General features: G+C 33.2%; 11 protein-coding genes. 1 reads left to right on the top strand and 10 read right to left on the bottom strand.

Annotation, left to right across the window (positions count from 1 at the left end):
• Positions 1-14: 14 nt before the first annotated feature.
• On the bottom strand, positions 15-1,421 hold the full coding sequence (gene gndA / locus JV528_RS01410; RefSeq protein WP_000193707.1) for an NADP-dependent phosphogluconate dehydrogenase: 1,407 nt from the start codon (positions 1,419-1,421) through the stop codon (positions 15-17).
• Between the two features lie 67 nt (positions 1,422-1,488).
• Positions 1,489-2,622: a tripeptidase T gene (locus tag JV528_RS01415; protein WP_000606697.1), complete on the bottom strand. Its 1,134-nt coding sequence runs from the start codon at positions 2,620-2,622 to the stop codon at positions 1,489-1,491.
• 262 nt (positions 2,623-2,884) lie between these two features.
• On the opposite strand from JV528_RS01415, the gene prli42 reads away from it, so the two are divergent.
• Positions 2,885-3,064, top strand: coding sequence for a stressosome-associated protein Prli42 (gene prli42, locus JV528_RS01420; RefSeq protein ID WP_001789875.1), 180 nt, complete (start codon positions 2,885-2,887; stop codon positions 3,062-3,064).
• 126 nt (positions 3,065-3,190) lie between these two features.
• Here prli42 and JV528_RS01425 read toward each other — a convergent pair whose 3' ends face one another.
• From JV528_RS01425 to ahrC, 8 genes are all read right to left on the bottom strand, one after another.
• A complete protein-coding gene (locus JV528_RS01425; RefSeq protein WP_000916199.1) occupies positions 3,191-4,171 on the bottom strand; it encodes an aromatic acid exporter family protein in 981 nt (326 codons plus the stop codon).
• Between the two features lie 13 nt (positions 4,172-4,184).
• Positions 4,185-4,622 carry a bacilliredoxin BrxB gene (gene brxB / locus JV528_RS01430; RefSeq protein WP_000367419.1) on the bottom strand — a complete coding sequence of 146 codons (438 nt, stop codon included), beginning with the start codon at positions 4,620-4,622 and terminating at the stop codon, positions 4,185-4,187.
• Positions 4,623-4,972: 350 nt separating this feature from the next.
• On the bottom strand, positions 4,973-6,247 hold the full coding sequence (locus tag JV528_RS01435; RefSeq protein ID WP_000406850.1) for a dihydrolipoamide acetyltransferase family protein: 1,275 nt from the start codon (positions 6,245-6,247) through the stop codon (positions 4,973-4,975).
• Positions 6,248-6,259: 12 nt separating this feature from the next.
• Positions 6,260-7,243, bottom strand: a complete 984-nt coding sequence (locus tag JV528_RS01440) for an alpha-ketoacid dehydrogenase subunit beta (protein WP_065315726.1) — start codon at positions 7,241-7,243, stop codon at positions 6,260-6,262.
• Positions 7,243-8,235 (bottom strand): thiamine pyrophosphate-dependent dehydrogenase E1 component subunit alpha, encoded by a 993-nt coding sequence (locus JV528_RS01445; protein ID WP_000568355.1) that lies wholly within the window; start codon positions 8,233-8,235, stop codon positions 7,243-7,245. The genes JV528_RS01440 and JV528_RS01445 overlap by 1 nt, the downstream gene beginning before the upstream one ends.
• Before the next feature lie 15 nt (positions 8,236-8,250).
• Complete coding sequence (gene lpdA, locus JV528_RS01450) at positions 8,251-9,672, bottom strand: dihydrolipoyl dehydrogenase (protein WP_001291537.1); 1,422 nt, start codon at positions 9,670-9,672, stop codon at positions 8,251-8,253.
• Between the two features lie 150 nt (positions 9,673-9,822).
• Positions 9,823-11,502: a DNA repair protein RecN gene (gene recN, locus JV528_RS01455; protein WP_000942210.1), complete on the bottom strand. Its 1,680-nt coding sequence runs from the start codon at positions 11,500-11,502 to the stop codon at positions 9,823-9,825.
• 15 nt (positions 11,503-11,517) lie between these two features.
• Positions 11,518-11,970, bottom strand: coding sequence for a transcriptional regulator AhrC/ArgR (gene ahrC, locus JV528_RS01460; protein ID WP_001124985.1), 453 nt, complete (start codon positions 11,968-11,970; stop codon positions 11,518-11,520).
• Between the last annotated feature and the right edge of the window lie 91 nt (positions 11,971-12,061).

A 12,061-nucleotide genomic window follows, 5' to 3' on the forward strand; every position in this document is an offset into this window, starting at 1 on the left:
TCCTTTAGTCAATATTATTCTTCAATCCATTGTGTATGGAATACGCCTTCTTTATCTTTTCTTTCGTACGTGTGAGCACCGAAGTAGTCACGTTGTGCTTGAATTAAGTTTGCAGGTAAATCAGCTGCACGGTAACTATCATAGTAATTAATACTTGATGAGAAACCAGGTGTTGGTACACCATTTTGAACACCAGTTGCGACAACATCACGTAACGCATCTTGATATTCAGTAACGATGTTTTTAAAGTAAGGATCTAGCAATAAGTTTTGTAATCCTGGATTATTATCGTAAGCATCTTTGATTTTTTGTAAGAATTGTGCACGGATAATGCAACCTTCTCTCCAAATCATAGCTAAATCACCAAGTTTTAAGTTCCATTCATTATCTTCACTTGCTTTACGCATTTGCGCGAAACCTTGTGCATAAGAACAAATTTTACTCATATATAATGCTTTACGAATTTTTTCTAAAAAGTCTTTCTTGTCACCATCAAATGATGCTTTTGGACCATTTAATTCTTTAGAAGCATTTACGCGCTCTTCTTTGATTGAAGAGATAAAACGTGCAAATACAGATTCAGTAATGATTGTTAATGGAATACCTAATTCTAATGCATTAATTGAAGTCCATTTTCCTGTACCTTTTTGACCTGCAGTATCAAGAATTTTTTCAACTAATGCTTCTTTATTTTCATCTAATTTCATGAAAATATCACCAGTGATTTCAATTAAATAACTTTCTAATTCACCAGCATTCCAGTCTTTGAACGTTTGAGCAATGTCTTCATGAGACATGCCTAATAATTCTTTCATCATAGCATAACTTTCTGCAATTAATTGCATGTCAGCATATTCGATACCATTGTGAACCATTTTCACATAGTGTCCAGCACCATTAGGTCCAATATAAGTAACACATGAAGCACCGTCTTTTGCCTTTGCAGCAATTGCATCAAGAATATCTGCAACTTTGTTATAAGCTTCTTCTTGTCCACCCGGCATTAATGACGGACCAGTTAACGCTCCAATTTCACCACCAGAAACGCCCATACCAATAAAGTTGATTGCACTTTGTGCTAATGCTTTATTACGTCTGATAGTATCTTGATAGTTTGTATTACCACCATCAATTAAAATATCTCCATCATCTAATAAAGGTAACAAACTATCAATCGTTGCGTCCGTAGCTTTACCTGCTTGAACCATTAATAAAATTTTACGTGGTTTTTCTAAAGAATTAACAAATTCTTCCAATGAATACGTTGGATGAATATTTTTCCCTTTTGATTCTTCAACCATTAAATCAGTTTTTTCACTTGAGCGGTTAAATACAGATACACTATATCCGCGTGATTCAATATTCCAAGCTAGGTTTTTACCCATAACGGCTAAACCAATAACTCCAATTTGTTGTGTCATATTACTTACCTCACTTGTTGATTTTTCATTAGTATTGTATCACAAAATAGACATACACTACACTAAATCATTTCGATTGTCGCGCAACTATTTTGATTATTTCTAACACTTGACTTGCAAGCAAGTTCAATGATTTAATCGGCATTCTCTCATTTGTTGTATGGATTTTTTCATAACCCACTCCTAAAATGACAGAAGGAATACCAAATGTATTAATAATACTGCCGTCTGAACCGCCACCAGAAATAATTGTATTTGCAGATAATCCTAAATTACGAGCACTTTCTTGTGCAATTTTAACAACCGTTTCATTATCATTAATTTTAAATCCTGGATAACTTTGCTCCACTGTAACTACTGCTTTCCCACCTAATTCTGATGCAGTTGTTTCAAACACATCAGTCATATGTTTGACTTGTGTTTTTATTCTTTCTGGATCGTGAGAACGTGCCTCTGCTTCTAAAATGACTTCATCTGCAACAATATTCGTAGCTGAACCGCCATGAAACTTACCAATATTGGAAGTAGTGATTTCATCAACTTGTCCTAATTTCATTCGACTAATTGCTTTCGCCGCAATATTAATAGCACTAACACCCTCTTTTGGCGTACTTGCATGAGCCGTTTTGCCAATAATTTTAGCTGAAATTAACATTTGCGTCGGTGCACCTACAACCGTAGTACCGACATCAGCACTTGCATCAATAGCATAGCCAAAGTCCGCGTCCAACAACTCTGAATTTAATTCTTTAGCACCAATTAAACCTGATTCTTCTCCAACAGTAATCACAAATTGAATTTGTCCATGTGGGATTTGTTGTTCCTTTATCACTTGCAAAACTTCAAGCATAGCTGCTAATCCTGCTTTATCATCTGCACCTAGAATAGTCGTACCATCAGAGTATATGTAGCCGTCATCTTTTACAATTGGCTTTACACTAATTGCAGGTACAACAGTATCCATATGGCTCGTCAAATATAATTTAGGTACTTCGCCTTCTTTGATAGCACTATTCATTGTACACACTAGATTATTGGCACCTAATTTAGGATGTTTAGCCGCTTGATCTTCTTTAACATCTAACCCTAATGCTATGAATTTTTCTTTTAAAATAGGTTGGATTGTTGATTCATTCCCTGTCTCAGAATCGATTTGTACAAGTTCTAAAAACGTATTAAGTAATCTTTGCTCATTAATCATAATGGAACCCCTTTTATCAAAATTTTCAAGTACGCCAAACGGTAAAAATTGATGAAATAAAATGTTACAGTAATTGACGTTACACAGATTTATCAGGCTTGTAAATTGTGTCATATTATTTTCAATTTAATATATATATTTATTGTAACTCAAACTAAGCTTTGTCAAAAATATATTGATTGATTTTTCGAAGATATCGTATAATGAGGAAAATGACATAAGCAAACTTACTCATGTTTTTTATAATATTCCTTTATGATGATTGCTAGTTATATCGTCTCAAGTTAAAAGTTTTATATCTTATGTCGTAATTATTAATACAAAGGTTATTCATTTGGAGGCACACAAAATGCAAAATAAAGTTTTAAGAATTATCATTATCGTTATGCTTGTATCAGTTGTATTAGCATTGTTATTAACGAGTATCATTCCAATTTTATAAACTATATCTCAACTACCTATACAAAATCATACAATTAAAAATCCATCCGTTATAAACGCATGTATTAATAAGTTATCGTATTGCAACGATTACTTTCAAACATGGGTCATACGGATGGATTATTTTTTAAGCTACTTCACTATGCATTTTCAATGAACCAAATTGCGATTTGATTTGTAAATATTCTTCTAATTCATTTAATATTTGAATAATACTTGCTCTCGAGTTAAGCGCTTTGTGTGTTGTTGGCAATGGCAGTTCATCCAATTTCAAACGCGTCTCATACAAATTGTGTAAACGCATTGCTGTATAGTCATTACTATTCACATTTAGACCAATTTCTTTCAGCAGTGACGCAACATCATTTAAAAGTGGATCTTTATGACAGATACTTTCGATGAGCGGTTTCATTCTCATTAACAATTCCACTTGCTCTTCTCGCATATCAAAATAATGATAGTATGAATTTTCGTTTCTAACAAAATGATTTTTAACATCTCGGAACGCGATAGACTTCGCCTTTTTAATATTTAAAAGTAACGCTTCAAATTCAATCGCAATGGTATCTTCATATTTTTCACAAATATAACTATATTTACTAAAAATATCAGCAATTTGTTGCTCAATTTTACATTTGTATTCGTCTAGCTGTTTGTCTAAACTTGGCATCATTAAATTCATTGTAAATGCAATGCTTAGTCCAATTAACAGTAATAATGTTTCATTAACAATTAAATGTGTATCAATTGATTTTGCATTAAAAACATGAAGTAATATAACGCAACTCGTAATGACACCTTCTTGTACTTTTAATACGACAGTTAATGGTATAAATAACAATACGATAATACCGAGTACAATTGGACTCTGACCTAATAAACTAAATATTGCTGAACCTAAAAACAATACTAAAAAACATGATACTAATCTTGAAATAATCGCTTGTAGCGAATGTACTTTTGTATGTTTAATACATAATACGACTAATATGGCGCTTGAAGCATAATTATCTAAACCTAACAGCTTACTAATAATTACACCTAAAGTCATACCCACTGCTGTTTTTATTGTTCTAAATCCAATCTTGTAAGGATTTAACTTTAACATGGGTTAGCGCCTCTTATCTTTCTTCACAATATTTATTGAATAATGTTTGTAATTGATTAATTACGTTCATCACATCATGACCTTCGATTTGATGTCTTTCAATCATTTCTGTAATCTTTCCATCTTTTACTAATGCAAATGACGGACTTGAAGGCGCATAACCTTCGAAGTATTCACGCGCTCTTTGTGTCGCTTCTTTATCTTGTCCAGCAAATACTGTCACTAGACGATCAGGTAATACGTCATAATGTAAAGCATGTGATGCTGCTGGTCTTGCGATACCACCTGCACAACCACATACAGAATTGATCATAACTAGTGTTGTACCATCTTGTTTAAGGACTTTGTCAACATCTTCTGCAGTAGTTAATTGCTCATATCCCGCAGATTCAATTTCATTCCTTGCTTGTTCTACAACACCGTTCATGTATAAATCGAAATTCATGTCCATAAGTTCAATCACCTATCCCTTTATATTTAAACTATCCTCATTCTACTAATTAATAACATATTGTTCAATAAACTAATCTGAATCACACCTATATTTAGACACAATTTTAACAATATACCAAACATTATTGTGCTTAAAATCATTGAAACTAATTTATTCACCTGTTTTCATTAATATGTTTAAAGTATGATGTCTTATTTTGACTTTACTGCAAAAATGCATTCAACCATGTTGATTATTTTTCTTTATCTTTTTTTGAATATATTGCAAATATTTTATTGTCCAAAAAAATACATCCATCGACAAGAACAAGATAAAACAAGTTGTCGATAGATGCATCTATGTTATCACTAATATATATTTGTATTTTCTAAAGTATACTGTTCGATACGCTGTTTAATATGATTCATAAATTTACCTGTTTGTAAACCATCTAAAATGCGATGATCTATTGAAATACATAAATTTACCATACTTCGAATTGCTATCATATCATCAATTACTACTGGCTTTTTAACGATGGATTCTACTTGTAAAATCGCTGCTTGAGGATGATTTATAATCCCCATTGATGATACTGAACCAAATGTACCAGTATTATTAACTGTAAATGTTCCACCTTGCATATCTTCAGTTGTCAATTGCTTATTACGCGCTTTTGTTGCTAAAGTATTAATTTCTCTAGCTATACCTTTGATTGACTTTTCGTCTGCATGCTTAATCACAGGTACGTATAATTTATTTTCATCAGCAACAGCAATTGAAATATTAATGTCTTTATGTAAGACAATTTCATTTCCTTGCCAGCTACTATTTAATAATGGATATGCTTTTAAAGCATCTGCTACAGCTTTTACAAAGAAAGCAAAGAAAGTTAAATTATATCCTTCTTTATTTTTAAAGTTGTTTTTATAATGGTTTCTCGTATTCACAAGGTTTGTAGCATCAACCTCAATCATCATCCATGCATGTGGAATCTCCGTTACACTATTAACCATGTTTTGTGCAATTGCTTTACGCACACCATTTACTGGTATTGTGCTATTTTCACTATTGTCTTCAGATGATTGGTTACTTGATGTAGCTACTGAAGTTGATTGTGTTTGAACTTGTTTGTCAGATTGAGCTGTGGTACCACCATTTTCAATAACTGACATTAAATCCTTCTTAGTTACACGACCTTCAAATCCACTACCTACAACTTGTGATAAATCAATGTCATGCTCTGAAGCGAGTTTAAATACAACAGGTGAAAAGCGACCATTATTTCGTGGTTGATTTTGTTTAGCAGTAGATGTCTGTTCCACTGTTGCACTAGCTTTTTTAGTAGATTTCTGAGTATGCTCATCCACTTTTGCTTGTATCTCTTCAGTTGTTTCATTTGTCTTTTCATCAGCAGTTTCAATTTTACAGATAATTGTATCAATAGCTACCGTCTGCCCCGCTTCAACTAAAATTTCTGTAATTGTTCCTGATATCGTGGAAGGGACTTCAGCCGTCACTTTATCTGTAATAACTTCACATAATGGTTCATATTCATCAATATGATCACCAACAGAAACTAACCATTGTTCAATGGTACCTTCATGAACACTCTCACCTAACTTAGGCATTGTTATTTCCATGACTTTCCCTCCCTAGAATTCTGCTAATTCACGCATTTTATTTAAGATTTTTTCTGGATTCATCATAATTTCATTTTCTAATACAGGAGAAAATGGCATAGATGGTACATCTGGAGCAGCTAAACGCATGATTGGTGCATCTAAATCGAACAAGCAATGCTCTGCAATAATCGCTGACACCTCAGACATAATACTACCTTCTAAATTATCTTCAGTTACAAGTAAAACTTTACCTGTATGTTTAGCACGATCAATAATTGTTTCTTTATCTAATGGATAAACAGTTCGTAAATCTACGACTTCAACATTGATACCGTCTGCTGCTAAAATATCCGCTGCTTGTAAACAATAATTGACCATTAATCCATAACAAAATACTGTTAAATCTTCACCTTCACGTTTAACATCTGCTTTTCCTAAAGGTACAGTGTAATATTCTTCTGGCACTTCTTCCTTTAAGAATCTATAAGCCTTTTTATGTTCAAAGTATAAAACAGGATCATTTGATTCAATTGAAGATAATAATAGACCTTTAGCATCATACGGTGTTGAAGGTATAACAATTGTTAAACCTGGTGATGAAGCAAATATACTTTCAATACTTTGTGAATGATAAAGTCCACCATGAACACCGCCACCAAATGGTGCACGAATCGTTAATGGGCATTGCCATTCATTATTTGAACGATAACGCATTTTCGCGGCTTCACTAATAATTTGATTTGTTGCAGGTAAGATAAAATCTGCAAACTGAATCTCAGCAATTGGTCTTTTACCAACCATAGCTGCGCCAATGGCTGTGCCGACAATATTTGACTCAGCTAATGGTGTATCGATAACTCTGTCCTCACCATATTGTTGTTGCAGTCCTTGAGTAGTACCAAATACGCCACCTTTTTTTCCAACATCTTCACCAAGAATAAATACATCTTTATTTTGTTGTAATGCTAAGTCTTGTGCCTGGCGAATCGCCTCTAAATAAGATAATTTAGCCATTAGTTAAGACTCCCTTCTTCGTACACAAATGCATAGGCTTCTTCGACACTTGGATATGGCGCGTCTTCAGCAGCCTTTGTTGCTTTATTGATAATGTCTTTATGTTCTGCTTCTATTTCTGCCAACCAAGCATCATCGATAATGCCAGCTGAAAGCAACTCTTTTTTGAACTTTTCGTTGCAGTCTGCTTTTTTAAGCGCTTCACGCTCTTCTTTCGTACGATATTGGTCGTCGTCATCCGATGAATGAGCTGTCATACGAGAAGTTACTGCTTCAATCAAAGTTGAACCTTGACCAGAAATAGCTCGTTCTCTTGCTTCTTTCATCGCTTTATACATTGCTAATGGATCATTACCATCTACTTGTTCACCATGTATACCGTAACCAAGTGCTCTATCCGATAATTTTTCAGCTGCGTATTGTAATGAATCAGGTACTGAAATTGCATATTTATTATTTATAATGACACATACAAAAGGAAGTTTGTGTACACCCGCGAAGTTTAAACCTTCATGGAAGTCACCTTGGTTTGAGCTGCCTTCACCAACAGTTGCTGTTGCAATTTTCTTCTTACCATCCATTTTTAAAGCTAAAGCAGCACCAACAGCATGGGGTATTTGAGTTGCTACCGGTGAACTTTGTGACAAAATATTCTTAGCTCTACTACTAAAGTGTGAAGGCATTTGTTTTCCACCAGAGTTAACATCGTCTTTCTTTCCAAACGCTGATAAAAACGTATCATACGCTGAGATACCCATATAAGTAACGAAAGCTAGATCTCTATAATAAGGCGCAGTAATATCACCTTCTTCTAATGCGTATGCCATCCCAATCTGAGTTGCTTCTTGTCCTTGACCACTTACAACAAATGGAATTTTACCTGCACGGTTCAATAACCACAGTCTTTCATCTATTTTTCTACCTAAATCCATCCATTTATATATTACTTTTAGGTCTTCTTCGCTAAGGCCTAATGATTTATAATCAATCATGTTAAATCCTCCTATTTATACGTGAATAGCTCTACTTTCTGCTTTCAATCCTAATTCCATCAACACTTCAGAGATGGAAGGATGTGCGTGTGTTGTTAGTCCTAATTCTAATGCCGAGCCATTCATGAACTGTAACAGTGATGCCTCATTAATCAATTCTGTTACATGTGGACCAATCATATTAATACCCACAATTTCTTCAGTTGATTGATCAATCACCATTTCGCTATACCCTTCGTTTGCGTCATGGCTATCAATCACTGCTTTACCAATTGCTTTAAATGGTACTTTAAAACTTTTAACTTTCATTCCCTCTGCCTTTGCTTGCTCAATGTTTAAACCGATAGAAGCAATTTCAGGTTGTGAATAAATACACTTAGGCATCATGTTATAGTTTACTGGGATTGGGTTCCCTTCAAACATATGATCGACAGCCACAACACCTTCTTTTGATCCAACATGTGCCAATTGTAATTTTCCAATACAATCACCAGCTGCATAAATATGTTTATCTTCAGTTTGTTGAAATTCGTTCGTTAAAATATGTCCTGATGTTGAAAGTTTTATTTTAGTGTTGTTTAAACCAATATCTGATGTGTTAGGTTTTCTACCAATCGATAGCAACACTTTATCTACTTTAATTATGTCTGAGGAAATTTCAAATGTAACACCATCTTCGTTAGCACTTATATCATTTTCAGAAAGTTTTATTCCCTCATAGAATTTAACACCACGTGCTGACAATGATTTTTTTAATAGTTGTGAAGCTTGTTTACTTTCAGTTGGTAAAATTCTTTCACCAGCTTCTATAACTGTTACGTCAACACCTAAATCTATCATCAATGATGCAAATTCCATTCCGATAACACCACCACCAATAATACCAATACTTGATGGTAACGTCTTTAATGATAATATATCATCGCTAGATAAAATTTTATCATGATCAAATGATAAGAATGGCAACTCTGCAGGCGAAGAACCAGTTGCAATTAATACAAATTGGTTGGGTAATAAGTCTGATTCACCATCTTCATATTCGACAGAAATTGTGCCACTTTGAGGTGAAAATATAGATGTACCTAGAATACGTCCCGTGCCGTTATAAATGTCAATGTGATTGTGTTGCATTAAATGCTTTACACCTTGATACATTTGATTAATAATGTCTTCTTTTCGTGCCAACATATTTTCAAAATTAACATTAGCATCTTTGACATCAACGCCAAACATTGCTGCCTGTTTTACTGTTTGAAATACTTCAGCAGATTTAAGCAGCGATTTAGTAGGAATACAACCTTTATGGAGACAAGTACCTCCTAATAGTTGTCGTTCTACTATTGCTACTTTCTTACCTAATTGAGACGCACGTATCGCAGCAACATATCCTGCAGTACCTCCACCGAGAACGACTAAATCATATTGTTTCTCTGACATGTTCTTACTCCTAACTAATGATATATATCCATTGAAAATTTATTAATACATAGTTTTCATGTCCATTAATTACCTATTTTACATGATTGTCTATTTAGTTTGAATGCACATAAATAAATCCACAAATGAGTATTCAACACACTTTGGAAATTATCTACGTCTTTGATTGTGTTGTATCATTTCTCTTGCATTTTCACGAGTTAAATCAGTAACACTTGCACCTGAAATCATTCGTGCAATTTCATCTACTTTATCATCGCCAATTAACTCTTGAACTTGTGTTGTTGTACGATCATCTTTTGATGATTTCGAAATTAATAAATGATGGTCGCTCATCGATGCAACTTGTGGCAAGTGAGATATACAAATAACTTGTATATATTCTGCTATATCTCGCATTTTCTCTGCCATTTTTTGTGCGGCTTGTCCAGATACACCTGAGTCAACCTCATCGAATAAAATTGCAGTTTGACCTCTCGATTTAACAAAAATACTTTTTAACGCTAACATAATTCTAGAAAGTTCTCCACCTGACGCAATTTTATTTAAACTTTTTAATGGTTCCCCTTTATTAGGACTGATTAAAAATTCTACAAATTCGATTCCATCAATATTCGGTTCTTCTAATTTTTTAAATGAAATCTCAAGATTTGCATCTTTCATTTGTAAGTTTTGAATTTCCGATACAATGTGGTCTCTTAACTCCCTAGCAACTATACGACGCTGCTTAGATAACGCTTGTCCAACCTCTATAACTTGATTATACAATGCATTTATTTCTTCTCGTAACTGCGATGTACTTTGTTCATAGTTTTCAATTTTATTGATTTCATTATTAAGCTTTTCTTGATATGCGATTAATTCTGAAATATCTTTTCCATATTTGCGTTTTAAATTATTCAGCAAATTCATACGAGATTCATACTCGTTTAACACTTGTTCGTCGAATTCTGTATTAGCCATTTCATCATATAACTCATGTTTTGCATCTTCTAAAATGTAATAAAATTGATCAATATCTTCTTTTAATTTGTCATATTTGTTTGGAACTATATCGTTTATTGTTAACAAATGGTTGCTTAGTTCATACAAACGATCAGTGATAGCATTTTCATCCGTTAATGTCATATGTGCGTTATTAAGCGCTAAACTTAATTTTTCAGAGTTTTGAATACGTTTAATATCTATTTCAAGTTGCTCTATTTCGCCTTCTTTTAGATGTGCTTCAGACAATTCTTCTAATTGAAATTTCATTAAATCTAAACGCTGCAGCAATGCTTGGTCTGCTGATTCTAAATCTTCTAACTCTTGCTTTTTGGCTTTATAATTTTGAAAAGTTTGGTGATATTTATCCAACAAATCTTGATAACGTGATTCTGCGTAATTATCCAATAATGTTAAATGGTATTTTTGTTTCAACAAAGATTGCGTTTCATGTTGGCCATGAATATCTAATAATTCTTGCATAACTTTTCGTAAATCTTGTAAAGTAACTGTTTGATTATTAATTTTACAAAGACTTTTACCAGAGCTGAAAATTTCCCGTTTAACTAATAAAAAATCTTCATCTACATCAATATCCATATTTTTCAATATATGTATAGCATCTTTACTCTCGTCAATATCAAATATACCTTCGATGACAGCCTTTTTTTCACCATGTCTTACAAAATCAGATGAAGCTCTCATTCCAATTAATTGTCCAATTGCATCTATAATAATTGACTTACCTGAACCCGTTTCACCACTTAAAACAGTTAAACCATCAGAAAATTGAATTTCTAACTCTTCAATAATAGCAAATTGCTTGATTGATAAGGTTTGTAACATAAACTCATCGCATCCTTATAACAAATTGAAAATTCTTGACTTGATTTCATCACTTGCCTCTTTGCTTCGACAAATAATTAAACAAGTATCATCACCACAAATTGTGCCTAGTACTTCTTCCCAATTGATTTGGTCTAATATAGCTCCAATAGATTGTGCATTACCAGGTAATGTTTTTAGAACAAGTAAATTATCAGTACCATCTATATTAACAAAGGAATCCATTAAATAACGTCCCAATTTTTCTAAAGGATGAAATTTTCTATCATTTGGTAAACTATAAACATATTGACCTGAAGGTATAGGTACTTTAATAAGTTGTAGTTCTTTAATATCACGAGAAACAGTTGCTTGAGTGACATTTAAATCATAATCGTTTAATCGTTTAACTAATTCATCTTGTGTCTCTATCTGTTCATTTGAAATAATTTCTCTAATTTTTATATGCCTAACCGATTTTTTGGGCACAGTAAACACCTCTGATTACGAATATTTATACATTTATTTTAACACATGCACTGATTTACGACTACTAAACACCTTTACGTAAAAAGGGTAA

Source organism: Staphylococcus sp. GDB20D11A, from assembly GCF_016893255.1.
In the GTDB taxonomy this organism is placed as follows: domain Bacteria; phylum Bacillota; class Bacilli; order Staphylococcales; family Staphylococcaceae; genus Staphylococcus; species Staphylococcus aureus.

What these genes read in the sequence shown, in the direction of transcription:
- gndA (WP_000193707.1), bottom strand. Translation starts at nt 1,421, where the DNA reads ATGACACAACAAATTGGAGTTATTGGTTTAGCCGTTATGGGTAAAAAC.
- JV528_RS01415 (WP_000606697.1), bottom strand. Translation starts at nt 2,622, where the DNA reads ATGATTAATGAGCAAAGATTACTTAATACGTTTTTAGAACTTGTACAA.
- JV528_RS01425 (WP_000916199.1), bottom strand. Translation starts at nt 4,171, where the DNA reads ATGTTAAAGTTAAATCCTTACAAGATTGGATTTAGAACAATAAAAACA.
- brxB (WP_000367419.1), bottom strand. Translation starts at nt 4,622, where the DNA reads ATGGACATGAATTTCGATTTATACATGAACGGTGTTGTAGAACAAGCA.
- JV528_RS01435 (WP_000406850.1), bottom strand. Translation starts at nt 6,247, where the DNA reads ATGGAAATAACAATGCCTAAGTTAGGTGAGAGTGTTCATGAAGGTACC.
- JV528_RS01440 (WP_065315726.1), bottom strand. Translation starts at nt 7,243, where the DNA reads ATGGCTAAATTATCTTATTTAGAGGCGATTCGCCAGGCACAAGACTTA.
- JV528_RS01445 (WP_000568355.1), bottom strand. Translation starts at nt 8,235, where the DNA reads ATGATTGATTATAAATCATTAGGCCTTAGCGAAGAAGACCTAAAAGTA.
- lpdA (WP_001291537.1), bottom strand. Translation starts at nt 9,672, where the DNA reads ATGTCAGAGAAACAATATGATTTAGTCGTTCTCGGTGGAGGTACTGCA.
- recN (WP_000942210.1), bottom strand. Translation starts at nt 11,502, where the DNA reads ATGTTACAAACCTTATCAATCAAGCAATTTGCTATTATTGAAGAGTTA.